Origin of the sequence: Chthonomonas calidirosea T49, from assembly GCF_000427095.1 — a bacterium.
Classification (GTDB): domain Bacteria; phylum Armatimonadota; class Chthonomonadetes; order Chthonomonadales; family Chthonomonadaceae; genus Chthonomonas; species Chthonomonas calidirosea.
In genome coordinates this window covers 3293480-3318366 of record NC_021487.1, presented here as the reverse complement: position 1 = coordinate 3318366, position 24887 = coordinate 3293480, and the positions used below count along the sequence as shown (strand labels likewise).

Below are 24887 nucleotides of genomic sequence, written 5' to 3'. Positions count from 1 at the left end.
CCATCGCGCAAGCTTCCGTTTCCATCCTCCTTACCTATGCTAACGTGCGGAGGTCGTTGTGGTGATGCTTTCGCGATATAGTGCGGCCAGTTGCGAGGGCGTCACCGCTACGTAGTCTGGCCCCAAAATCTTCAGCATATCGCGCAAGTCCTCCAGCTTCGTGCTCCAGTTCATCACAAACACGTTGATGAAAGCTGGGCGCACATTGCCTATACGTTGGCGTATCTCATTGGCGAGCGTCTCTCCGCTGCCTCCACTTGTAACGGCCCGAAACACTTCTTGACCGCTTGGCAGCCGATACGTCAGCTGGTCATAAGAACGCTCTCCCTGATAACCGTAGTCCGCCATGATGAAAGAGACCTGCGGCAAGTAGCTTGCGACCTTCGCTATGGCATCTGCATCGACTCCCATCAATCGCAACGTATGCATGTCCATGCGTCTCATATACTGCCATGTGAGGTCGTAGAAGGAGCGAAAGGCTGCATCCCGATTTTTGAGAGCCATCGCCCAATCCGGGGGATAGATGTAGCCTACGCCCGACACGTCACAAAGAAACTCATCGTTTGGTGTGGCATGTTGATAGTACCACTGCACCCAAGTTGGGGCACAATCAATCAGTGTTGGCCCCATGCCCCAACCGATGGGAATGGACCCGTGTAGCGGGTCCTCGAAGTAACGTCGGAAGAAATCGCGCCAAGTACACAAGTTATCGCCGTCCGACATCGTGATGGACAGATAGACCTTCGAGCGATCAAGCGGGGGCGGCGCAGACGGATGAGGCTGCTGCACCCTCGCAAGTCGCACCCCACTGTAAACCGAAAAGTTGGCTACATAGTCGCTCACAGTGGTAATCTTACCAAAGCGGCTGGCCAGAGCCACTCCAGGGCCTTCATCAATACCGATTCCCTCGCCATGCCAGTAAAACCCGTGTACCACCGCATTCAGCGGCATGTGAGCAAAAAGGTATTTGACCTGCTCCAATTCCGCTCCCATATCGGCCCCAGGCAAATTTTGCGCACGCGGCCCTGTAATCCAAAAGGTGATGCCTTTGGCTGCAATGATATAGTCAATCGCACCACTGTCGAGAATAGAGGGGTCTAAGCAGAGCGCGAGATAGGGGTTAAGATGCGGCAGCAGCTGCCTATTTAGATAGTGCAGCGCGTCGGCATCGTTCTTAAATCGGCCACGTAGGTCTTGGCGTATCGGCAGATGCAACTGCTTGGCCAGCTGCGGGGTCGCCACCACCAAATTATCTATCGCCGCAATATTTACTGCGATATCCGGACTTACGTAGACCTTCGGATCGGGTACAACGACACCGTTTATCTCGGACCGGAACCGGCTGACGAGCGATAATGGATCGTTCACCATGATAGGCGTTCCGGTCTCGTTCTGCTTTTGCATCTCCTGCAACCAAAACCTATCGGAATCCTGTGCGATCAAGTAGATACGTGGTTTCTTTCGGTTAACAATCCCCTGCAGCGAGTAGAGCAGCACCTTTTGAGCAAATGGCAGATTCCCTATCTCCGCCACATAAAGATGCTCGGCGGGCGGCGGCATTTTCGGTTGCAGCGTGGGATAAGGTCTTGGAGGATTGGGCAGTACCACATCGCGGTAAATGGGCGGAGGCGGCAGACGATCGAGCACGGCAAAGGCCTTTCGCATCTGCTGTGGCGTTAAAAGGTGCTTTTCGACAAGGGCGACTAGGGTACCGCGCGCTAACATCTGCTCCGTATCCCAGGCAGAGTCATCCCTATTTTCGGGAAGATGGGTCCACACATCCACCGCCCCATTGAAAGCGGAGTCATGATGGATGATGATCGCTGCAACAGGCTCCTCTCCTTCCACCAAAATAGGGATGACGTGATCTTCTGGGGGCAAGGTAGAGACATCAAGCGTCTGAGCATGGGAAGTCTGCTCCCAATTCCGATGGAGCGCCCCCAAACCGAGCGGGTCTTGTGGAGCCAGGCGCAGCGGCGCCTGCGGCCCATCTTTAAATCCACCTACCCCCATCCCCTGCGGGCCGAAAAGCGCTGGGGCACTGTCGTGCCCTTCATCCACCCACCCTCTTTTTGCATCGTAGATAACCGCATGGGTGAACGGCACGCCGGATAGGATGAGACAGCCCCCGGCCTGGTGGAAGGCACGAATGTTAGCAAATGCGCTCGCTGGATAGGTGTTTCCATAAGGCAGAACCAACGCTGCATACCGATGGATATTAAAACGAGCCGGATCGGCCAGCGCAGCCGTATCAAGGCTCTCCGCGGCAATGCCCACGCGACGCAGATCGGCCACAACATGGGCGGGCGATGTGGCAATGGATACCATGTAGTAAGGAAATCCACGCTGTTCGTATACAGCCACACGCGGCGCCGATTGCGCTCTTGCATAGCCATGCAGACTGAGCGCTAGAACCATTCCACAGAGAAACATCGAAGCCCTTTGAAACTTCATAAAAGTCGCAGTGAGAACCCCATCCACCAGGGCGGGGAGAAACACCGCTTCCTCCTTCCTTGCAGATTTTCCTCTTCTTTCGTACAGGGTTACCGGTGTGCAGATACTCCTGCTGCACGGAGCAACGGTTTTATACGCCATGTGAAGCGTTCGCTCAAAAGTCCTAATTTGAGCTGTATCCTCTTTATTTTATTCACAGAAAACGGCTCTCCTGCTCAGTGCTCTTTCTCCGACGAAGGCACCGCAAGCACCGCTACTTGATCGGCGAAATATCTCTTTGCCACATCCAGCAGCTCGTCGGCAGTTACCGCGTGAATACGCTCCGGCAGATGCTGCAGATAGTCCGCCCCCAAGCCCATGGAGGCATACCACCCCAGCAAAAACGCCCTATCGCTTACTCGCTCCAGCGCAAGTTCTGCACGCGCGATGGCCATATTGCGCGCCCTTTCCATCTCCGCCTCCGACGGCGGTTTTGTGAAGAGAGTCTGCAGCTGTGTGTGAAGAAGATCGAGCATCTGCTCGGCCTTGATGGGGCTGCCCGCTTGCTCTCTTGCAGCATCCCACTCTGCGTAGAGCACAAAAGGGCCGGAGGTCGCAGCTAAATAGTCGGCTCCTACCTGATACCCTATTCCAAGGTGACCGCGCAACTGCATAAAAAGACGCGAAGCATGGCCTAGTCCCAGCAAAGCCTGCAGCACGAGAAAGGCCGGATAGTCCGGGCTGTCTGCCCTTGGCGCCGCTGTCACCACCATTGCATAGGCTGCCGGCCCAGCGGCTCGCACATGAAGAAGCTTGCTTGGTGGAGTTTGAGGCAGAGGCGCGACATAGGCCGCTGCCGGCAAAGGGGCGCTTTGCATAGGCTCGTCTAGAAAGGCCTCAAAGTCGGTCTGTGCCTGTTGGAGAGCAAAGTCGCCGGCGACGGCAATAAAGATGGTCGATGGCTGATAGTGCTCCAAAAAATAGCGTTTCGCCCGATCTGGAGTCACCTGTTCAAGCAGCGCTTTGGAAGGCTCAACCGCAAAGCCCAGCGCACCTTGCGCCGCCGCTATAGCCGATGCGTAGGGATCACTCGTCCGCTTTTGCCTTTCCCTTAGGATATCTTGCAAGGCCTTCTGTAAAGCGGACGGCGGAAAATCGGCATGAAACAGAATGTTTCCCAGCATGTCTGCCACATTGTCAAGCTCGGCACGATCGGTTAGACAGCTTAACGCCACGTAATCTGGAGTGCAGAGCACGTTCAACACACCACCCGTTCTTTGAAAGAGCATCTTTACTTTATCCGCCGTCCGCTCGGAGCTGCCATAGATCAGAGCGTGTGCAACCATCAGTCCCTCCGCCTGACGTAAAGGCAAGCTCTCACGAGGCGTTCGTACAAAAAGGCTGACGGCCACAAAATGCGAGGATGGATCGGGCTGCAATAGGACGTGCATGCCGTTAGCGAGCGTCATTGTCTGGACTGGCGTGCCCTGGGCAAGGGAGACCTGCACAAGGGAGACGCCAAGCCCGAAAGCGACCCATACATGGAAGGCTCTCCTCAAGGCCGTAGGCTCTCCCCCGACACTTTGGAAGTTAGTGCAGGTTCCATTACGACCGTGAAGGCATCCTGGGTTCGTAGATAGCGGCTCAGAAACAGCTCCGCATCCTGCGAGGTAAGGTTTTGTAGGCGTTCCCGTAGCTGATCTGGTAAGTCTCCACCTGTTGTAAGGGCCTCCCCTATGGCCGTGGCGTAGCCCTCATCGGTCTCCGTCTGATAGTCCAACCGACCGATAGCGCGCTGCCTCGCCTCCAGAAACAGATCCTGTGGCACGGACAGTTGCAGCTGTTGAAGGAGATGGAGCAGCTCCTGCCCTCTCCGCCTTAGTTGTTCCTGTGATTCAGCACGAAAGGTGATCACATACAAACTTGGATCGCGCCGAGGAGAGAAATGCACCTGCAGATCGGCCTCGGAGTCGTGATCGGCAAAAGCACTTTGAAGGAGATCCGCCAGCACAAAACCTGCGGCCACCATGGTTTTATTAGCCGCTCTAGGTGCCCGAAGCGCCACAGCGGCGATCCATTGTGCAGCGTCGCCTTTCACCGTTAAAAGAGAAGTCTCCGGCCACTGCGGCTCCTGATTCACGATGGGTTGTGGTGTTGTAGTGCCAACAGCCTGCCAACCGCCGAAAACCTGCACTACTTCCGGCAGAACCTGTTTTGGCGTCACGTCCCCAACGAGCACGAGCGCGGAGCGATCAGGCCTACAGCAACGCTGGTAGAAGGCCATGAGGGTATCTCGTGCCCGCAAGGCAATTCCCTCCGGTGTGCCCCCAGGAGAACGGTGATAGGGGGCACTGTCAGAATAAGTATGTGCGTAGAGCAACGTGATAAGGCGATTTATGGGGTCTGCATCACGACGGGCAAGCTCGTCTAAAATAACTCCTCGCTCCTTTTCCATAGCCGAATCGGGCAGCAAGGCATGTTGTGCAACATCCCCAATAATCTGCAATACCGGCGCGAAATGGACTGCCTCCACGGTGGTGTAGATGTGCAAAGCATCGGGACCGGTCTCCGCATCGAGGCTCGCTCCAAAACGCTCGGCGGAGATATCGGCCTCCTCGCCCGGCCGCTCGGTAGTCCCTCGAAACAACATATGCTCTAAAAAGTGCGCCGTTCCATCTTCATCACGATGCTCTTCCCTTGCTCCAGCCCGCATCCATAGGTCTATTGCAACCAGAGGCACAGAATGCCGTTCCTTCACCACCACGGTTAGCCCGTTCGAGAGGTGGGTGAGGAACAGAGGGCCACTTTCGGCCTTACAGCTTTGCCAAGTCAGAAGACTCAGCATAGAGCAGAGGAGGACACTCATCACGCGCGGCTTCATCTTGCCCGCATTATACCGCCTTTTCCGCTAAATCCGGTTTTCAATTGTCATGCGTCCAAAACCCTGTCATCTTCCTCAACAGGCAGCTGAGCCCACAAGATATCCTTGACAAAAAAACGCCCTGATATAATGGTGAGGTTTTCCGAAATAACAAACGATCTCTGTCGAGGGCTGTATATCCTGCCATTCCGTTCTGTTATGTGCGAACCGAACGGTTTCGAGCATGGAATACAGCCTTTCTATTTTTTATTAAGGACGTCCGCCTAGCCGTGAATGCCGCGACATCGGCTCTCCAGACCCCATGTTTTGGTGTTGTGGGAGATTTATGGTAAATTGATACTGCTTTTGCAACGGAGAGCTACGATGCGAATCCTTGGCCTTCACATTGGTAAAGATAAGCTGCTTTCCTTTTCAGATTTTTGCGATCGCATTCGGCGTGCAGCGCAAGAGGCCCATCCGGCGGCAAAGTTTGCCCCGGCAGCCAACGGCTTCACGATTGTGCTCGATGGCCGCATGCAGACCTGCAACCTGCGCGGGCTTTATGCGGCCTACTGCAAAGAGCCACATAAGCGAGACGCCCTCATCACAGAGTTTCTCGATTCCTTAGAAACGGAAGCACCCGCGGGAACCTGGTACGATACCCTGCCGATGCTGCGTCCCTCACTACGCAGTCGCGAATTTCTTGCCGATGCCCAACGCAGCCTTCAACGCCAAAAAGTGCCCGACAGCCTCCCCGCCGTTCATTTTCTCGGAGAGCTTTACGTCATTGTCATGGCCGAACATCGCAGCCGTATATGGGCGGTTACCCAAAACCTTTTGGACGGATGGGGTGTAACCGTGGAACAGGCCCTAGAACAGGCCATGAACAATATGAGTATCATGGCGTTTCCCAACATCGTGAGCGTGATGCAGGGAGGACCGCTAAATCTGGAAGCCGGCTTTGTGTTTGAAGGAAACTACCTTACATCGAGCTGGATTCTTTTCGAACGATTCCGCAATTACGTGGGGCAGCGGCTACAAAGCAACTTCGTGATCGCCGTGCCGAATCGAAGTCGCCTGATTGTGGTCCGCGACGATATGCCTTCCCTGATCGCCAGCGTGCAACAGGCTAATCGAAATTTTCACCTCCAGCCCTATCCGCTCACGAATCAGCTCTACCATGTGGATATTCGGGCCACAGGCGGTATTGTCTCGATCTATCAACCTCAGGGCGAGGGGGAAAAGCTCTCGCCAGATAGCCCCTTCGCTGGGGCTGTATGGCAAAATTCCTCCTTGCCCAGTCTATCGCAAGCGGCTCAGGGGCTTCCGCAGGCCACCCTCCTGAACCCTTGGGAAAGTTTTAGCGAACCTACCGAAGAATCGGTCTAACCATGTTAAAACAGATCTTGAATGAGCTTGTATTAGGCAAAAACCTCACCCGCGAACAGGCCGCTCAGCTCATGCAGCTGCTAATGGAGGGCGAAGCGACCCCAGCGCAAGTAGGGGGGCTGTTGGTGGCCTTGCGAATGAAAGGCGAAACCGTAGAGGAGATCACTGGTTTTGCCCAAGCCATGCGCACTCGCCTCCAGCCGGTCCACCCACAAAGCACCCCCCTGCTGGATACTTGCGGAACCGGTGGAGGGCGCTTTCGAGTATTTAACGTCTCGACAGCTGTCGCCTTTGTGCTTGCCGCCGCCGGAACCTATGTGGCGAAACACGGAAATCGTGCAGTATCTGGCACGTGTGGAAGTGCAGATGTTCTAGAAGCCCTTGGTGCGCGCATTGACCTCAGCCCCGAGCAGTGTGCCCGATGTATAGATGAAGTCGGCGTGGGTTTCCTCTTTGCTCCGCTTCACCATCCAGCTCTCCGACATGTGGGCGGACCTCGACGCGAATTGGGCATTCGCACCGTCTTTAATCTCCTTGGGCCGCTAGTCAACCCGGCGGGGGCGACCCTCCGCCTTATGGGCATCTACGATGAAAGCCTTTGTCGAACGGCCGCAGAGGCCCTGCATGCGCTTGGCACCACAAGCGCCATCGTAGCTCATGGTCATATCGGCGTCGGGGAGATCGCCACCGTGGGCACCACCCTTATTGCGGAGTTGAGAGAGGGGCACGTTGATACCTACACCCTCACCCGACGTGACTTTGGACTTCCATCGCAAGAGCCGCGCTTAGAAGACCTCATGCCCGAAGCTACGCCCGAAGCCAACGCGGCGCTCCTTCGTCGTGTTTTCACCCCCCAACACGACGATACTGGAACACGCGCTAAACGCGAGCTGGTAGCCGTCAACGCTGCTGCAGCCCTGCGAGTCTGCGGTTATGTGGAAGACTGGCAAGATGCCTACCAAATGGCTCAAGACCTTATCGCCTCCTGTAAGCCCTTAGAGACCCTTGAGCGCTTTGTAGCATTCACCCGAAAGTTCTAGGCCGCTCCTAGTTATCTATGCGACAGAAAGCGAAAACAGACTTTTACGCAATAGAATCATAGACTGACCCTGTAGCCCATACGCTATCATCAAAGAGGTCCTGCCCTACAACGAGAAATTAGGATACCAAAACGAGGACGAAACCCATGAGCATGCTTTCAGAGATACTGGCCACGAAACGCACAGAAGTGGCCTACCGCGCAGAACATACCCCTCTACAACTCCTCCAAGAGCGCCTTATTGACGCTCCTCCTCCCCGTGACTTCGTGAAGGCGCTTCGTCAACTTCCAGGCCCAACTCTTATTGCTGAGGTGAAAAAAGCCTCGCCGTCGAAAGGCGTCATTCGAGCCGACTTCGATCCCATTGCCATTGCGAAAGCCTATGAGGCAAACGGCGCCGCCTGCCTCTCGGTGCTCACCGATGAGCCCTATTTTCAAGGAAAACTCGACTATCTTACCAGCATACGTGAGGTCGTTTCTCTGCCTCTCCTGAGAAAAGACTTTATCATAGATCCATGGCAGATCGCGGAGAGTCGCGCCGCCGGCGCCGATGCCATCCTGCTTATTGTGGCAGCCCTCTCGCCTTGCCTGCTACGCGATCTTCTCCATCTCTCTCAAGAGTACGGCATGGCCGCCCTTGTTGAAGTCCACGACCGAGAAGAGTTACACGAGGCTCTCGACGCTGGCGCTAGCCTTATTGGCATCAATAACCGCGATCTCCACACCTTCCAGACCTCACTTAACGTTACCTTCGACCTGCTGGCAGAGCTACCCCCCGATCCCAACCGAACTATCGTCAGCGAGAGCGGTATCTTTACCCATGACGACGTCCTGCGATTAGGACAGGCCGGCGTTCACTCCGTGCTCATCGGTGAAGCGCTCATGCGAGAGGCCGATGTAGGGGCCAAAGTGCGAGAAATTCTCGGCCGTTAGCTCCGCTTACTCTGGTGCTAAGGCGTACTTGGGCGCTATACAGACGGTTATCTTCGGACATACGTAGAGAAAATCGTCGGGAATGATGGTCTGCCAAGGGGGTGCGCCCAAGGGTGGCCCAGAGCCAAAATAAACCCGCTTATAATCTCTTGGCAGAGCGGCAAGAAAACGTCGGGCAGAGGGCAATGCGAGCCGCAACGGATGCATTGTCTCAAAATTGGAAAACACTACGGCATCGGGCAGTGGAGATAGTACAGACCGATCCCATTCCCTAGAAGGAATGCGCAGACGAAATCGCGTGTCCTCTTGGGCTGCTTTCGCCCGTTGAACGGGTGAAGGCAACCCAAAGAGCGGAGATAGCGGGGGCGAGTAGAACCAGGGAATCGTTGGAAACGCAACGGAGGCACCTGGAGGCAACACGTGCCAAAGATAGGCTGCAGCCCGATCTTGGGGTGTGAGTGCCACCATCCTTCGAACCCATCCTACAGATAGTAACAATGTAAGCAACGCTACCACGGTTAAGAGGCCTTGCCGCAACCGCTCCCTGGCTCTGTTCCCATGCACCTCCTCTAACCCCCGCGCCGTAAGTACAGCAAGTGGAATAAAAAGCGGCAGGGTATAGCGCGCAAACCGTACCGCAGAGAACCCAATGATAAGAAAATAGAGGGCAGTAAACAGCAGCAGCAGTCTATCGCCTATCGTGCGCCTCCTACCGGCCACCCCTACTCCCCATAAAGCCGCGGCGTAGAGGGGAAGCCCTAGCCCCCACGGAAAGGAGATGATGAGGTGGTACCACCACCCAGGTCCCGTGTGGACAAACAAAAGCCCGTGCCCCTGACGTGAGTGAACAAAAAGCTCGTAGTAGACCCCAGAACCGGGATAACCGGGAAGGCCATTCCAAAAGACATTCCAGTTCACCAGAGGGCCAGGGCACCCCACAAAGAACGCCAGCAGCACGCCCAGTCCTACAAGCACGGCTGTCCTCAGCCTGTGCGGGCTTTTAGCCCAACAGAGGGCTATGAGGGGGGCTACAATCACTACCCCAGCGGTATATTTTGTTGCCGCTGCCAGCCCAACCCAAATTCCGGCCAACAGTCCATCTCGCGCGCTATCGCTCTCTATCAGCCGAGCGCTCCATAAGAGCGCAAGCGCCACAAAGAGATTTGCCGGCACATCCACTGCCAGGAAATGGCCGTAGACCACAGCTAAAGGCGCCACCGCATAAAAGAGGCCAGCCCACCAACCGATACGCGCTCCATAGAGGCGCCTGCCTAAGGCAAAGACCACGGGGATGGTGAGCGTACCCATCAGCACGGTCACAAGACGGCCCACAAGAAAGAGAGCAGCTTGATGCGCCGCGTTGGGTGTTTGAGGGGACGGTAGCAGACCATAGCCCGCCGCTATCGTCTCAGCTAAACTTACTAGGTAGAAATAGAAAGTACCGTAGTTATAAAACCCTATGTCGAGCTTGAGATGGGGAATATCTGCCTGAAGCGCTGCACTTAAGTTGATAAGCTCATCGGGATGATAGGTTGCAAAAGGATGATGGGCATTTGGCAAGCTCCATGTAATACCAAACAGACGCAGCAAGAACCCTAACAGCGTTATGAAGCCAACGGCTCGTATGGTTTCCCAAGAAAGCCCAAGCACAGAGGCTTTCTTGCCACTCGGCAACGCTTCTGCACCAACAGGTTCCTCGACCTCCAACCTCACTCTTTCCTTTCAAGGTTGCAGCACAATACGAGCCGGTTTCGGATGGAGCGCGTACGGAGCAAACCAAGCTACATAGGCTACTCCGATCATAAGCAGTACCAAGAGCACGATTCTCAACCAGAAAGCACGACGGGCACGTGCTCGTCGTTGCGCTAGGTAAGTCTTTTCAACCTTTGGCTTCACCGCTGTACGCTCGCCTCCACAGCAGGTCGCTTCTCTCCCAGCAGCAGATTCAGCAGCGCCAAAGCTCCCCGTTTATCCAGCGGCTGGTTGTTATTTCCACACAGAGGCGATTGCACACAAGACGGGCACCCTTCCCGGCAGGGGCATTGTTGGAGTAGAGAACGGGTTGCCTCCAATAAAAACAGTAAGTTCGCGTAGGCCAACTCCGAAAGGCCCACCCCACCAGGATATCCATCGTAGATAAAGACGCTCGGCAAAGCAGTATCCGGATGCTGGAAGTAAGAGACTCCTCCCACATCATCTGGATCGGTACCACTTAACAGAGGTAGGAGGCCGATAGCCGCGTGCTCTAGAGCGTGCAGGCTACCCATCAGATCTTGGGTAAACCCGGCCAGCTGCTGACAAAGCGAGGCGGGCACTGTGAACCACACCGCTTCGGTCTCGTAGGTCTGCTCCGGCAAGTCTAACGGCTCGATACTTAACACCTCCTCGGTGTACAGTTTTATGCGTTGATACGACACCACTCTGTTGGTAACCACTACCTCTCCGAAGTGAGCGGTAAAATGCTCATAGTCCTGTGAACTCCGTGCCCGCAGTATGATCACGTCCGTGGTGCTGCTGGAACGCGTATAGTAGTTAACCGTTGCAGGACTTACAATGGCCCGGCGCCCTTCTATATCTAACTCCTGCACCAGGTAGGTCTCCCCCATATGAAGATAGATCGCTCCTGGATGGAGCGTCCGAAAAGCGCTTGCCGGTTCTTCCGTGCCGATCAGTTTGCCAAAGACGTCCTCGATGCGGAAAGGCGCCCCACCGGCAGAGCGTATGCTTACCCATGCAGCCGGATTGTCCCCAGCGTTATAGAGCCAGCGGCCACCGTGGCGTACCAAAGTGCCCTCCTCCTCAAGCACTTTGATGCAGCTCTCTGTGGCCGGCCCGAGCAGCGCCAAATCCTCTTCGGAGAGAGCTTTCTCGTAAGCCGCACATAACAGATGTGCTCGCAGAATGCGCCGATTGTCGGGATTCAACGCCACGTGCTCGCAGGTTTTCTTGAAGAAATAGTCGGGATTGTTCATAAGGAACTGATCTAGAGGGCTATTGTAGGCAACCAACACACTTAAAGCGGGTTCTTCGCCCCTACCGGCGCGTCCCGCCTGCTGCCATGTGGAGGCCACTGAGCCTGGATAACCGGTAAGTATGGACGCCTGCAGTCCCCCAATGTCAATGCCAAGCTCTAGGGCGTTGGTGGATGTTACCCCCAATAACTGCCCGGAGAACAACTGTTCCTCCACACGGCGGCGCTCCTTCAAAGTATAGCCGGCTCTGTAGGCTGCGATTCGATCGACAAGTTCGGGCGCTCTAGCCTGCAACAGATCGCGAGCATAGCGGAGAATAAGCTCGGCGCTCCTTGCGTGCCTTGGTAAAAACAATGGTACGCACCCCCTGAGAAACCAGATCACAGAACAACTTCGTGGCCTCGGTGTGGGTACTGCTTCGCGTATTGTCGTCCTGTTCGATAAGAGGAGGGTTCCAAAAAACGAACGTTCTTCGGCCGGCTGGCGCTCCATCCTTGTCTATGATCACCGGTTCGCACACGCCGGTAAGCCGCTCGGTCAGCTCCTTAGGATTTGCAATGGTGGCAGAACAACAGAGAAATTGAGGGTTCGACCCATAGTGACGACAGAGGCGACGTAATCGGCGCAGTACATGAGCTACGTGGGCACCAAATACCCCTCGATAGACATGCATCTCATCTATCACCACATAGCGCAGGTTTGCAAGAGCGCTTCCCCACTGGATATGGTTGGGCAGAATGGCACGATGCAACATGTCGGGGTTCGTAAGCACGATGTGGGCGGACCGACGAACCGCTCGGCGCTCTTCAGCAGAGGTATCGCCATCGTAGGAGGCGAAACGCACTGTGGGAAACAGCCCTAACGCGTTCAGCTTGCCGAGCTGATCTTGTGTCAAAGCCTTCGTCGGAAAAAGGTAAAAGGCGCGCGCTGTTGGTTGCTCGAGCACCGTTTGGATAACCGGCACATTATAACAGAGCGTTTTGCCGCTCGCCGTGGAGGTCACCACGGTGACATGTTTCCCCTCGAGTGCGGCGGTGATAGCATCGGCCTGATGGCTGTAGAACCGCCCTATTCCCTGAGAACGCAAGGCGCGCTCCAGATCCGGATGGAGCGCGCGCACCGAAGAGGCAGGTTCCGAACCTGTTCGTACTTCCCCATAGCAGGCCGATTGGCCAGGTATACGCTCGATATGCGCTATCTGGCCTCGATAGGATTCCGAACGACGCAGGTCTTGAAGATAGCCATCAAAATCCATTGCATCATGCAGACTCAAGGCTTTGCAGAACCATCGGCATTCTTGTTACCTGTATCCGCTACCAAGGTCGTCTCCGATTCCCAACTGATCGGACCGTAGTTTAGAGTGGGCAGGTTTTTCAAGCTGGACTTCGCGTAGACCGTGGAGCCATCTGTCGGGTTCATATAGACCGTCGTTTTCACCGTCATCATCGTGCCCATGTCATCGGTAGCGGCCTCCAGGGTCTGCTCAACCTTCCAGCAGTTCCGCCCTTGATAGACCACCATACCGTCATAGGTATCCTTTAGAGTGACCTGTTTACCCTTGACAAGCGGGTTATCAAAGGTAGACTGCCAGGTATCGCCCGGCTTGACGGGGTGATCCGGCAGAACCACATGCACCGAAGCCTCTAGGAGAGCTGCCGCTTGGGGCACTATAGGCGATGTGTCGTCCTCTTTCTTTTCGCCTACCATCACCAAGCGTCCCTGTTTATCGAAAGTGACCGAGAAGGGCGGGGGTGGAGGGGTGGGCTGGGGCCCCGATCCCAAATCCACCGAGGCGCTTCCGGGGGTAACCGTGATAACAACTGAGCCGTCCGGCTTTACCTCCTTTACAACACGCTGAGCCGTTGTGGTATAGGTGACCTGCGACGAACCATCGGCTGCCATCACATGGGCAACCGTTTTCATTGTTACCGTCGCCCCTTTTTCAAACTTGTAGGCCAGCGTCACCATCTGGTCTCCGGCTCCCTGAGTTTGCGAGGTGTCTTGAGCTCGCGCCACAAGTGCGGTAGTGCCGATTAAGCAACTTAAAGCCATACCGAGACAAACAGTTCGCAGTGACATACAGAATGCTCCTTTCTCAATGTTAGGCGGTTCCTGGGCGTGGCTGTTGAGAGCGCGCCGCCCTCGCTTGATCGCGTATTTTAATCCACTCTACGAGGCGTACCAAGAAGTAGCTGCCGAAGTAGAGCACGAGCAGAGGTATGACCATGAGCGTCCACGAGATGATGTCGTTAGAAGGGGTCAGCAGGCCACCTACCACCGCAATGAGCACACCCCAGCGCCATTGCTTGATAAGGCTTTTTGAATTAACAATGCCCAAGTAGGTACCCGCCATCAGCACGACCGGCAGTTGAAAGGCTACCCCAAAGGCCGCCATCATCTTTACCATGAACACGATGTAGTCGTTAGGGTCTTGCATCAGCGTGGCGCCGGGAGGAAAATCGCTTAAGTAGGACAAAAACCAGCCCATCGCATAGAACATGGTGATGTAGGCCACCACCACGCCGAAAAGCAGAAGAAACACCGAGATAGGAAACATAAGCCGTAAAGGCCGCCGCTCCTGCGGAGTGAGAGCAGGTAGCACGAAAGCCGCCGCTTCCCAAAGAACGAAGGGAATAACGAGAATAAAGCCAAAAAGCAGGCTCAGTTTAAGGCGCACGAGAAACATCTCATGGAAATTGCGAAATACGTCGCCTATTACCGGCTTTTGACCGGGGTGCTGCAGACCCCAAATCACCAACTCCCGCAGGTTCTCGATATCCTGATACGTCGGCGGGTTGTGAAGGGGTGGCAGATAGATATGACCGTCCGATCCAAAAACGATCTTGTTAGCCGACGTGGTGTTGGCAATAATGCGCTGCTTATCGAGCCGATCGATCTGTTTGGCCAAGGGTTGGTAAAGGAAGTTATAGATGGGAGTGAACACCTGATAGGCCAAAATGGCACCCACAAGCACATAAAAGAGCGAGCGGATAATGCGCATCCGCAGCTCCGCAAGATGCTCTGTAAGCTCCATTCGCTTTTCATCATAGTGCGGTGTTTTGGCCATATGCCGTTACCTTCACCTCAAAAGGCCTTCCTTAACATTCTCCCCTATACGGAGATAAGCGTTCTATTCCTGAAAAAACGTGATCTTCTATCTCTCTTCTGCGATTATACCCTAGGAAGCAACCTGCGGGTTCCTCCTCGGCTTGACATTTGTGCGGTCTGCGCAGTATACTGCTGAACGATACGTGCCGACGTGGCGCAGCGGTAGCGCAACGGTTTCGTAAACCGTCGGTCGTCGGTTCGAATCCGACCGTCGGCTTTTTCAACATTCTGCCGTCCAATCTTTTGGTACTTCGCAGAACGGTCTATCAAACCCACTTTTCCAAAACGTCTTCAATGAATCTATTCCAAAACGTTCCTTTGAGCTCCGCTTTACTAGGAAGGTGTAGACAAGTCTACGGACTCAGCAGCCCTTTCCGCGATTCTTGAGAATAGACAAAAGCGAGGACAACCTTGTTACGACTTCCTGTCCTCGCCTCCATTCCCATTGGGCAGCGCGAAACAAAGCGCGCATGAGGTAGATACTCACGGGCTCTTGTGTGAACGCAGCGATAATGGCAAATAGATCCTTCTGGGTGAATTGGGGGGCATTTACCACGGCATATACGTTTTCCCAACGGTCAGGGGCAAGTCGTGCTCGAAAGGCCTCGATGCCGTGAAAGTTATAAAACCGTCTTCCGTGCATGCGTGCCCACCGCACAACTAGTCGTAGCCATAAGGCTTCCACCCCCTCCTCTTTGCCCTGAAGTGTCAGCGGCGTTAGGCCAAGCGATACCATCTCAGCGCCCCTTACAGCACCCATTAGGGCGTCCAGTAACAGCTCGCTTGTGCCGTTTGGCGCCGATGATCCGCGTATTAACTGCTCGACCAGCCACCCCTTCCTCTTCGGGATCGGGGTTGCAATGAGGAAGGCAACAGGAACGCCCTCACGCTCTGCCACGAACACTCGGCGGTCGTAAAGATGGGCTAAAATATCCGGCTCGGCAAGAAAATGCATGGGAGGAAGCCTATGGTGGCTTATCCAATCTCTTAGACAAGCCCTTAACGCCCTACTTTCGCTAACACACCCTAAAGGCCATTCGTGAACCTCAACCCCCTTGTTGCGCGCCCGACGAATCTGCGCATGGATCGAAGGATGTTGCTTCAACGTCTGCGCCCAACGACCCGGGATCCATATGGGCTGTGCGCCGATCCGCATTCGTCCCCTACGGCCCAAACACGCCGCATCCCCTTCCTCTACCCCAAAATAACAGACGGAACGTCCCGCTTCGGCAGCCTCTCGTTCAAATATCGCCATAGACTCTTGCAGACTTTCTAAAGGCGTGATCGGCAACCCTACAACAACGCGCGCATGCCAGCGCTCAACATACCCCACCAAAGCTGGCAACTGAGGATAAGCCCGTAGCACAACTCCCGGTAGCAATGTCTGATAGGCAATAGACTGCCTGCCGTAGCGCCGAACCATCGTGTGCGCCCATTGGTGCACATCCATAAGTTGGCATGTCGGCAGAGCCTCTACCTCTTGTCTTAAAAAGGCCGATGACATGATAGAGTTGGGTATAATCTTACCCGAAATATTCAAAATTTTGCATATTATGGAATGCTCCCTATGAAGAATAGCCAGCCCAGAAGTGTCAGCTCGTATGCCAGGAGCGGAGCGCAGAGCCACCTCGCGCCCATCTGTAAAATCTTTGCGGCTCTGTCGCATCCGGTGCGCCTGCAGATCGTTAGACGGCTTTGCCAACAGCCGTGCACGGTGAACGCGCTCGCGCGAGAGCTTGGCGTTGCCCAACCGACAATCTCTCAAAACCTGGCCGTTCTCAACCAGGTAGGTCTCGTGGTGGCCGAAGCCCAAGGCACACAACGTCTATATCGCCTTCGAGGCCCGCGCATCGCCCTTATGCTCACTCTCTTAGAGGAGTTCTGTCGCGTGCATGAGCTTAGCGAGGACGCAAGCTTTACTCCAGAACAACTTCAAGAAACGCCGGTTCAACCCCATGTCGCTACCCGATAACCCCTTGTCTCAAGAGACAGCATCCTCCTCTACAAAATCCGATGTAAAGCCTCAAGAACGCCCTACTGTAGCCGTCTCTGGTGTTGAAACCTATAACCCATTACCGCCAGATGCGCCTACAGAGACATATGCAGCCTATCGGTGGTACCTAGAGCAGGCGACACTGCTTGTCAATACGTTCAAATGGGCGGTACTTGGAACGGCGGTTGGCATCTTGGCCGGTCTTGGGGTTCGCCTGTATCTTTACATTCTCAACCACGCCATTGGGTTCGGGCATGCGCTTGATCGCTTTGGCATTCCACACTTTTGGCTCCTTCCGCTAATCCTTCCGCTTTGTGTGCTCTTAGCCCATATTACCACACGCCAAAAAGCGCACGACGACCTGGAATCGCAGGAGGGCACTGATGCTGTGATCGAGGCTATTCATACCCGTAGTGGTCGCCTCGATCCGTTCGCTATCCCCGTGCGCCTCTTTCTCAGCATTCTCACCCTGTTCGGCGGAGGCTCGGTAGGAAAGGAGGGGCCGGCAGCCCAGATCGGAGCCCTGTTCTCCAGCCTGCTTTCCGACCTTCTGCGCCTTTCAGATGAAGACCGCCGTCGTCTTGTGATCTGCGGGGTGAGCGCTGGTTTTGCCGCCGTCTTTGGAACCCCTATCTCCGGCGCGCTCTTTGGCGTAGAGGTGCTTTACCTGGGTAGGTTGGAATATCCGGTGCTTTTTCCCTGCATTGTAGCCGGTATCGTGGGTCATCTTGCCTGTGGCGCATCGCCTCCCGTGCCCGTGCTGGTTCCTGGGAACGGACACGCCCATCAACTATCTCAGCCGATGCTTGTACTGTTGAGTCTGCTTTCCGGGGTGTTCTTTGGTCTTGTGGCGATGCTGCTTATTGAGACAATGCGCTTTCTCGATCAGCAGCTACGGCGCTTTGCATCCCATCCCTTTTGGGTCGCAGTATTCGGCGGAACAGCTCTCGCTGTGCTTTACCAACTTGCCGGTTCAGGATATGCAGACCTGAGCGAACCCCTGATTCGATCGGCTCTGGAGGGAACGGCGAGAATCATGCTTCTCGCTTTTCTGGTAAAGATTATCGCTACCTCACTCAGCTTAAAAACAGGGGGTGCCGGTGGCATCGTCACCCCTCTTTTCTTCATCGGCTCAACCGCCGGCGCTGCGATGGCGCAGATTCTGCATCTGCCTGTTCCGCTCTTCGCCCGTTTCGGCTTTGTTGCCGTCCTTGCTGCCGCTGCCAACACTCCTATCGCCGCCTCAGTAATGGCTCTCGAACTGCTAGGAGGCCATTTTGGAGTCGAAGCAGCCCTCTGCGCCTGTACGGCTTTTCTCATTGTAGGGCACCGCAGCGTGTTCTCAAGCCAGTATCTTGGCTATTCTAAGGCAGCTGGACTGCTGCCAACGCTCGACGTACCTATCGGCAAGATCGTTCCTTCCGACATCCAACTCCACGAAAACAGTTTCATAAAACGCCTCGAGCGCGCTCTTCAAAAACGACACGGAAAAGAAGACAACTAGGTATCGCTGCCTGAGGAGATTGTTGTATCGCAGTAGATTCGCTTCCCGTATGCTACTGCGAAGTATCAACGGGATTTCTCATCTCCCTCACAGAAAGCCTTCCAAGTCTTTGAGGTCGAAACAACAACACAAGAGGGGCTTACCTTAAGGTAAGCCCCTCCACCATTCGAGAGTGCCGAGGACAGGACTCGAACCTGCAAGCCTTTCGGCATACGCACCTCAAGCGTACGTGTCTACCAGTTCCACCACCTCGGCAAGCAACTCGTTTTGTCAATAGGGATACGGGGAATCGAACCCCGGTTTAGGGACTGAAAATCCCTCGTCCTAACCTCTAGACGATATCCCCGGAAGCCATTCGTTTACAGTGTATTGTATCTTTTTTGCCAAACTTTTGTCAAGAGAGGCATACGAACGAGGGAGCCTGAGTTACCGTAGTGTAGCGATCTCTTGCCTACCTAAACAATACCCTACGTAATCAGATAGGATCTTTTATCCGAATCGGCCTTGAATGTAATCTTCCGTGCGCTTGTCGCGTGGTCGAGAGAAGATATCCTCTGTATTTCCCACCTCAATAAGTTCCCCTTTTAAGAAGAAGGCCGTGCGTTGTGAAACACGGGCCGCTTGTTGCATATTGTGTGTTACAATAACAATCGTGTAGTTCGCGCGCATTTCGTCCATAAGCTGCTCAATACGATAAGTGGAGGCCGGATCGAGCGCGGAGCAGGGTTCATCCATAAGAATAACCTCCGGGTCTACCGCCAGTGTACGCGCAATACAGAGCCGTTGCTGCTGGCCTCCCGAAAGCTCTTCCGCCGACTTATTGAGGTTATCCTTCACCTCATCCCACAAGGCAGCCTGTTTCAGCGAGCGTTCCACAATTTCGGCAAGGCGTTTCTTATCTCGAATACCGTGCAGGCGCGGCCCGTACTCTACGTTTTCTCGAATTGACATCCGAAAAGGGTTTGGCTTCTGAAACACCATGCCAACACGCCGCCGCAGCGCAATGACATCCACGCCCTTATCGTAGATATCCTCTCCATCTAGCAACACCTGACCGCTTAAGCGGGCACCTGGAATGATGTCGTTCATTCGGTTTAGGGTGCGAAGAAACGTAGATTTCCCACACCCCGAAGGGCCTATAAGGGCGGTTACCTGATTACGCAAAATGTCGAGATTGATATCGTGTAGCGCTTGAAACTTTCCGTAAAAGAAGTCAAGATGCCGCACCGAGATGCGAACAACCTCTTTCTTCCCGTTCGAGGCTCCAGCAACCACGCTCTCTTCCAAAGAGAGCGGCACCCCGCGTTCCGTTGTTTCCATCAGAGGATTCCCTCCTCGCAACTAGCGCCCTTCCCCGTTTTGGGAAATGGCCGTGCGGTCACTTGCCACCAAAAGGTTGTTGATCACTCCTGCATTAACGCTAGCGTACTTTTGAACTACCTGGTCTACATCCTTCTCGGCCTCATCATGTGCCGCAATAGATTTTACCGTACCATCCAAGCTTACTTGGGCATCCTTAACAGAGACAGTGATTTTCTCGCCCTTCAACGCCGGATCGGCTGCAAGTGCCGCCTTCACATCGGCCTCGATCTGAGCATCCTTGCTGGCGTTGTTCAACGTCCCCTGGCCGGAACTAGTGCCTTCTGATGGCGTCTTAGCAGAGCAGCCGCTCAGCGCCACGGCCAAGCCGACAATCCCCAACAATCCATAAGCTCTCTGTCGCATATTCGATCGTTCATTCCTTTTCAAAAGTTTAGTTTATCGCTCGCATCTCTCCGCGTGCGGAGACGATGCGCGCTAGCAAGCTCGTCACGATAACGAGGAGCACAAGCACCAAAGCTGCGCCCCATGCTTGTGAAAGCGCCACAGGGTCGTTATCGTTTCTCAGGAGATATATCTGCACCGGTAGAGAAGGTAAAGGCTTTTGTGGGTTCACCGACCATAGGTTAATGCTACAGAGCACGATGAGCAGCGGGGCCGTCTCCCCAGCCACACGAGCCACTGCCAAGAGAATGCCGGTGAGAATGCCTCCGCGGGCAGCTGGCAGCACCACCTTCCATACCGTTCGGGCATAGGTGGCCCCAAGGGCAAGTGAGGCTTCCCGTAAAGAGACAGGCACCACTTTTAGTAGCTCTTCCGTTGTGCGCATTACGGTTGGGATCATCAAAATGCCCAAAGCAATGCCGCCGGCATATCCAAAGTTTTCGTGAGTCGGAACCACCAGAATATTATAGACGAAGATGCCAACAACGATGGAAGGCACGCCGTTAAGGAGATCTGTAAAAAACCGAATCCAGAAGCCCAATCGGCCTTTGCCAAACTCCGACAGATAGATGCCGCCTAAAATACCCACAGGTATGCCCACGGCCGAGGCCATCGCCACTAAAATACCCGTGCCTACAATGGCATGCAACATGCCTCCCGCCTCCGGATTTGCCGGGTTTGGAAGGCGGAAAAACTGCGCGTTCAGGGCGGGAACGCCAGCTCGAAATACATACTGGAAAAGCCAAACAAGCGCTGTAGCCCCCAGCAGCGCACACAGAAAACAGGCGACATTACCGCCGATACTGCCGATGCGTCGCCATATCTGGAAAAAGCGCGTATGGGGCGCCCATCGGTTAATGCCCCAAAGGAGCAGGAGAGATATCGCGAGCAACTCCGCCGGACCGAAAAGCCCTTGCAAGCCCTGCGATCGCAGATCATGCGCGATCTGATAAAGCAGTACCACGGCCACTAACAGGCTAAGCAAGATACGTAGGAAGCCCATTAGATGACCACGTAACGCTACCGTGCGGCGCGATCCCCCACCTCCGCTCGCCGTAAGCCAAACGAGCAAGCGAGCCACTCCATTCACGACAATGGTAATGAGAAACAGCGTCAGCGCGATCTCGGTGAGAGCGCTCGCGTGCAAGGGAGAGTTAGGTCCGTTATACTGATCGACCAGCACAGAGGTCATCGTATAGCCGGAGCGTAAGAGGGAAAAGCTCGCGGGGTCTTTTAAATGGGCTATGGTCACTTTAGCGCCAATGACCATGGTCACCGCCATAGTTTCCCCCAAGGCCCGACCTAACGCCAACATAACGGCCCCGATGATCCCGCTGCTTGCGTAGCGCAAAACCACCTGCTTCGTGGCCTCCCACGGTGTGGCACCAAGACCATAGGCGGCCTCTCGCTGTACCCGTGGAACGGCCATCAGCACATCACGTGATACCGCCGTGACGTAGGGCAGAATCATAAGAGAGAGCACAACACCGGCTGCAAGAAAATCCATGCCGGTGCCCGTATCGTAGTAAGAAGCGAAAAAGGGGATGCTGCCGAAATGAGAGTTCAGCCATACCTCTACGCGGTTTTGTAAAATGGGAACGAGATAGAGCAGGCCCCAGTAGCCGTACACAATGCTGGGCACCGCAGCAAGCATCTCGATGAAGAAGGAGAGCGTCTTGTTGACCCGATGCGGTGCCAGCTCCGCCAAGAAGATGGCGCTGCCAACCCCTATAGGCACAGCCAAAAGCAGCGCTAGAGCCGAGGTCACAAACGTGCCGTACACGAAGGGCAGCACGCCGAAAACGTTTCCAATGGGCTTTTCTGCCGTAGGTGGGTTGGGTATCCACCGATCGCCCAAGAAAAAGCGAAGCCCGGAGTGGTGAAAGTTTTGTTGGGAGGCAAGCACCAGCGAGAGGGCAATGCCTAGAATAATCACAACCGTTGATAGGGCGAAAAGCAGGGCGGTTCCGCGGAAAAGACGATCGACAAGAAAGGCCCAAATCCTCCGTTCACCTAGCCCACGCGGCTTCGGAAGAGGTTCTTTTGCCAATGAAATTTGCGCCATCGTTCCTGAGTTATTAAGGCCCTATCGCCACTTGGGCACCTTGCACGGTTTTAAGGGCCGCCAAATTCAGCTTTATTAAGGAGGGTGGTAGAGGAGCATAGTAAAGCTTCTCTCCCATTTCCTGAGCTTTCTCGCCCATCGCCCAACTGAACAGCTTAGTTACCGGTCCTGGATTGCTTCCCCCGTGCTGGTAGATCAGCACATAGGTCAGCCCGCATATGGGATAGCTATTGACGCCGGGAGCATAGACGGTGGGAGTGCGAATGTCCTTTTTCAGAGCGCCGATATACTGTCCAATAGCGATGTTGGTGGTGGTAACGCTGGGGGTAACGAAGTTCCCGGCAGCATTCCGCACGGAGGCTAGCGGCAGATGGTTCTGGATGGCATAAGCTAGCTCCACATAACCGAACCCTCCCTTGGTGCGCATAATGTTGGCTGTTACTCCAGGATTACCCTGGCCGCCGATTCCAACCGGCCAGCTCACCGACTTTCCCGAGCCTATCTGTTTTGCCCATTCGGGAACGGCTTTCGTGAGAAAGCTTGTGAAAATATAGGTTGTTCCCGAAGCATCGGAGCGGTGAACGGGATGGATAGGCAGATCGGGTAGGTTCTTAATAAAGTTGATGGCCAAGATACGTGGGTCGTTCCACTTTTTGATCTTGCCCATGTAGATATCGGCGATGATCTCTGGGGTGAGCCGCAGGCCTGACCCAACCCCCGGCAGGTTGTAGGTCATTACCACAGCTCCTCCCAAAGTGGGAATCTGCACCACGGGAAAAGGCATCTGCTTGAGGTCGGAATCGGTTAAGGGTGCGTCCGTTGCTCCAAAATCTACGGTACGATTCTTTAGCGCGTTGATTCCGGCACCCGACCCCACCGCCTGGTAGTCCACAGAGACCCCTGTCTCCTTTTTATACTCTGCAAACCACTGCGTATAGATCGGCGCTGCAAAGGTGCTGCCCGCCCCTCGCAAGGTAACACTCTGTGCAAGCGCATATCCAGAAACCATCAGCAGCAACAACCCCACACTTCCTGCTTGTCTCAGGTACCTCCTGAAATTCATATCCTTTCTTTCTCGGCCTCCTTCGGCTTTATTGAGCTCGTCAGACGATGCCCAAACCTCTTTTGCTTCCGATCAACGATTATAACCCGCAAAATATTAAGAGAATGTTAAGACGCGGTGCACCCTCAGGCACCTCGTGCGGTACACAGGCCTGCCTAATGGTTTCTCGCCATGTACGCCGACGCCACCTTCGAAAAAAATTAAAAATTTTTTGCCCCCTATCCCCAAGCAACATCCAATCCTCTCTCAAATACATCTCTGAGCTAATGAACGAGCTAATGATGGGCTAATGATGGCCTGTTATAGTGAGAATTGAAAGGGCTTCAAAAGCCTTTCCACAACACTCAAATCTAAACAAGGAGGCTTTAGAATGAAAAGCCATCGGATCGCTTCACTTGCATGGGTAGTGCTAGCTTTGCTTTTGCTGAGCGGCTTCTGTTCAGCTCAAGCACAAACCGAATCCATCTTCAATTACCCTGATTTCAGCAGTAGCTCCCTGGCGGCAAATGCCCCGTTTACCTTGTCGCTAGTGGGTGATGCCAGCTTCTTCAACAATCGGCTGCGTCTGACACCAGCCACCGACTTCCAAGATGGCGCGGCTTGGTTCAGCGCACAGCTCTACGTACAAGGGGGGTTCGACAGCACCTTCCAGTTCCAGATCACTGACCTAGGTTCGTTTCCTGGAGTGACCCCCGGTGCCGATGGAATCGCCTTCGTTATTCAAGATGACCCGGCGGGCACCTCAGCAATCGGCGGTAATGGTGGGGATATCGGATATGTGGGTATTACCCATAGTCTCGCGGTAGAGTTCGATACCTTTTGGAACTGGTGGTACGTTCCCCCGGATCCCAACAATAACCATATCGCCATCCACACGCACGGCATCGGGCCTAACTCTCCTGACGGTCAGAATGGCACCCTGATCCTGGGAGATAATCCTAACCTTCCGGTGCGGATGGCGGATGGAAATGTGCATACCGCCGAGATAAAATACCTGCCCGGAGCCCCAGGGAACATGACGGTCTCCTTAGATGGAGTGCAGGTTCTCTCTGTGCCCGTTGACCTTCAACAGGCGCTTGGTCTACCGGGCGGACTGGCTTGGGTAGGTCTAACCTCCGCCACAGGAGCCGCATGGGAAAACCACGACATTCTGAGCTGGAACTACCGAACCTCCCTGTTTCACATCGGCAATGTCTCTGTCATCGTGAACGCCACGGGAACTTCTGCCCAAATCACCTGGACGACGGATGAACCCTCCACTGGCAGTGTTGTTCTGGAACCAAATGGCCCTTCTTTCTCAGATACAACAATGGGAATTAACCACTCCGTCACGATCCCGACCATTCCCAATCAGGTCTATCACTTCCATGTCCTCGCTCAAAACCCTACCTTAGGAACCACACAGAGTGCCAGCTCGGTCTTCGTTACCGGTACGGCCTCCGCACTGCAACTCTCCTACGCTAATCTGCAGAAGAATGCTAATGGCACCTACTCGGTCACAATACAGGTAACCAACGTTGGCCCGACACCCGTCAACGGCGTCTCCCTCACCATGGCGCAGTTAGGTGCTGCCGGTTCTCCTCTCTCTCCCTCTCTTCCCACCGCAGCAATGAGTCTGAACTCGGCTCAAAGCACCTCCTTTACCTTCACCTTCCCCAGCTCGGCGGGCCAAAGCGGGAAGACGGTGCGACTCTCTGTAGGCGGCAATCAAAACTCAGGAGCTTTTCAACAGTCCTGGCGGGTTGTGCTGCCATGAAACGAAAC

Annotated in this window: 20 protein-coding genes and 3 tRNA genes; 7 read left to right on the top strand and 16 right to left on the bottom strand. The window is 54.6% G+C overall.

Going from position 1 to position 24887, the window contains the following annotated elements; all coding sequences use genetic code 11:
- Window positions 1–39 precede the first annotated feature (39 nt).
- The 3 genes from CCALI_RS15570 to CCALI_RS13910 all read right to left on the bottom strand — a co-directional run bounded on the left by CCALI_RS15570 (window position 40) and on the right by CCALI_RS13910 (window position 5278).
- Entirely contained in the window at window positions 40–2499 is a 2460-nt protein-coding gene (locus CCALI_RS15570) for a GxGYxYP domain-containing protein (protein WP_016484103.1), read from the bottom strand.
- 170 nt (window positions 2500–2669) lie between these two features.
- Window positions 2670–3992, bottom strand: coding sequence for a M16 family metallopeptidase (locus tag CCALI_RS13915; RefSeq protein WP_016484102.1), 1323 nt, complete (start codon window positions 3990–3992; stop codon window positions 2670–2672).
- Window positions 3989–5278, bottom strand: a complete 1290-nt coding sequence (locus CCALI_RS13910) for a M16 family metallopeptidase (RefSeq protein WP_172636663.1) — start codon at window positions 5276–5278, stop codon at window positions 3989–3991. Before CCALI_RS13910 ends, CCALI_RS13915 begins: the two co-directional genes overlap by 4 nt.
- Window positions 5279–5677: 399 nt before the next feature.
- On the opposite strand from CCALI_RS13910, the gene CCALI_RS13905 reads away from it, so the two are divergent.
- From CCALI_RS13905 to trpC, 3 genes are all read left to right on the top strand, one after another.
- Window positions 5678–6682: a DUF1444 domain-containing protein gene (locus CCALI_RS13905; RefSeq protein ID WP_016484100.1), complete on the top strand. Its 1005-nt coding sequence runs from the start codon at window positions 5678–5680 to the stop codon at window positions 6680–6682.
- Between the two features lie 2 nt (window positions 6683–6684).
- Window positions 6685–7722: an anthranilate phosphoribosyltransferase gene (gene trpD / locus CCALI_RS13900; RefSeq protein ID WP_016484099.1), complete on the top strand. Its 1038-nt coding sequence runs from the start codon at window positions 6685–6687 to the stop codon at window positions 7720–7722.
- Between the two features lie 146 nt (window positions 7723–7868).
- The gene (gene trpC / locus CCALI_RS13895) at window positions 7869–8654 is read left to right on the top strand and encodes an indole-3-glycerol phosphate synthase TrpC (protein ID WP_016484098.1); all 786 of its coding nucleotides are present in this window, start codon (window positions 7869–7871) and stop codon (window positions 8652–8654) included.
- A 6-nt stretch (window positions 8655–8660) separates the two neighbouring features.
- Here the strand turns inward: trpC and CCALI_RS13890 are convergent, their stop codons facing one another.
- From CCALI_RS13890 to tatC, 6 genes are read right to left on the bottom strand one after another with little or no spacing between them, the layout of a single operon-like run.
- Entirely contained in the window at window positions 8661–10361 is a 1701-nt protein-coding gene (locus CCALI_RS13890; protein WP_016484097.1) for an ArnT family glycosyltransferase, read from the bottom strand.
- A 15-nt stretch (window positions 10362–10376) separates the two neighbouring features.
- Window positions 10377–10550 carry a hypothetical protein gene (locus CCALI_RS16265; protein WP_155850579.1) on the bottom strand — a complete coding sequence of 58 codons (174 nt, stop codon included), beginning with the start codon at window positions 10548–10550 and terminating at the stop codon, window positions 10377–10379.
- Window positions 10547–12010: a DEAD/DEAH box helicase gene (locus CCALI_RS15565; protein WP_269431611.1), complete on the bottom strand. Its 1464-nt coding sequence runs from the start codon at window positions 12008–12010 to the stop codon at window positions 10547–10549. Before CCALI_RS15565 ends, CCALI_RS16265 begins: the two co-directional genes overlap by 4 nt.
- Entirely contained in the window at window positions 11910–12899 is a 990-nt protein-coding gene (locus CCALI_RS15560; RefSeq protein ID WP_082629889.1) for a DEAD/DEAH box helicase, read from the bottom strand. Before CCALI_RS15560 ends, CCALI_RS15565 begins: the two co-directional genes overlap by 101 nt.
- Window positions 12896–13705, bottom strand: a complete 810-nt coding sequence (locus tag CCALI_RS13880; protein ID WP_016484096.1) for a hypothetical protein — start codon at window positions 13703–13705, stop codon at window positions 12896–12898. Before CCALI_RS13880 ends, CCALI_RS15560 begins: the two co-directional genes overlap by 4 nt.
- A 22-nt stretch (window positions 13706–13727) precedes the next feature.
- Window positions 13728–14693 (bottom strand): twin-arginine translocase subunit TatC, encoded by a 966-nt coding sequence (tatC, locus tag CCALI_RS13875; protein WP_016484095.1) that lies wholly within the window; start codon window positions 14691–14693, stop codon window positions 13728–13730.
- Window positions 14694–14879: 186 nt separating this feature from the next.
- On the opposite strand from tatC, the gene CCALI_RS13870 reads away from it, so the two are divergent.
- Window positions 14880–14951, top strand: a tRNA-Thr gene (locus tag CCALI_RS13870).
- Between the two features lie 144 nt (window positions 14952–15095).
- Here CCALI_RS13870 and CCALI_RS13865 read toward each other — a convergent pair.
- Window positions 15096–16238, bottom strand: a complete 1143-nt coding sequence (locus CCALI_RS13865; RefSeq protein ID WP_016484094.1) for a phosphatidylglycerol lysyltransferase domain-containing protein — start codon at window positions 16236–16238, stop codon at window positions 15096–15098.
- A 63-nt stretch (window positions 16239–16301) separates the two neighbouring features.
- On the opposite strand from CCALI_RS13865, the gene CCALI_RS15555 reads away from it, so the two are divergent.
- Together CCALI_RS15555 and CCALI_RS13855 are read left to right on the top strand one after the other, a co-directional pair.
- Window positions 16302–16706 (top strand): ArsR/SmtB family transcription factor, encoded by a 405-nt coding sequence (locus tag CCALI_RS15555; RefSeq protein ID WP_016484093.1) that lies wholly within the window; start codon window positions 16302–16304, stop codon window positions 16704–16706.
- Entirely contained in the window at window positions 16627–18231 is a 1605-nt protein-coding gene (locus CCALI_RS13855; RefSeq protein ID WP_081648411.1) for a chloride channel protein, read from the top strand. The genes CCALI_RS15555 and CCALI_RS13855 overlap by 80 nt, the downstream gene beginning before the upstream one ends.
- A gap of 173 nt (window positions 18232–18404) precedes the next feature.
- Here CCALI_RS13855 and CCALI_RS13850 read toward each other — a convergent pair.
- The 6 genes from CCALI_RS13850 to pstS form a co-directional block, all read right to left on the bottom strand.
- Window positions 18405–18486, bottom strand: a tRNA-Leu gene (locus CCALI_RS13850).
- A 19-nt stretch (window positions 18487–18505) separates the two neighbouring features.
- Window positions 18506–18577, bottom strand: a tRNA-Glu gene (locus CCALI_RS13845).
- A 143-nt stretch (window positions 18578–18720) separates the two neighbouring features.
- On the bottom strand, window positions 18721–19551 hold the full coding sequence (gene pstB / locus CCALI_RS13840; protein ID WP_016484091.1) for a phosphate ABC transporter ATP-binding protein PstB: 831 nt from the start codon (window positions 19549–19551) through the stop codon (window positions 18721–18723).
- A 21-nt stretch (window positions 19552–19572) separates the two neighbouring features.
- The gene (locus CCALI_RS13835; RefSeq protein ID WP_016484090.1) at window positions 19573–19956 is read right to left on the bottom strand and encodes a BON domain-containing protein; all 384 of its coding nucleotides are present in this window, start codon (window positions 19954–19956) and stop codon (window positions 19573–19575) included.
- Window positions 19957–19984: 28 nt separating this feature from the next.
- The gene (gene pstC, locus CCALI_RS15550; protein WP_016484089.1) at window positions 19985–22060 is read right to left on the bottom strand and encodes a phosphate ABC transporter permease subunit PstC; all 2076 of its coding nucleotides are present in this window, start codon (window positions 22058–22060) and stop codon (window positions 19985–19987) included.
- Between the two features lie 13 nt (window positions 22061–22073).
- A complete protein-coding gene (gene pstS / locus CCALI_RS13825) occupies window positions 22074–23087 on the bottom strand; it encodes a phosphate ABC transporter substrate-binding protein PstS (protein WP_172636661.1) in 1014 nt (337 codons plus the stop codon).
- A gap of 406 nt (window positions 23088–23493) precedes the next feature.
- On the opposite strand from pstS, the gene CCALI_RS13820 reads away from it, so the two are divergent.
- On the top strand, window positions 23494–24879 hold the full coding sequence (locus tag CCALI_RS13820) for an L-type lectin-domain containing protein (RefSeq protein ID WP_016484087.1): 1386 nt from the start codon (window positions 23494–23496) through the stop codon (window positions 24877–24879).
- Window positions 24880–24887 lie beyond the last annotated feature (8 nt).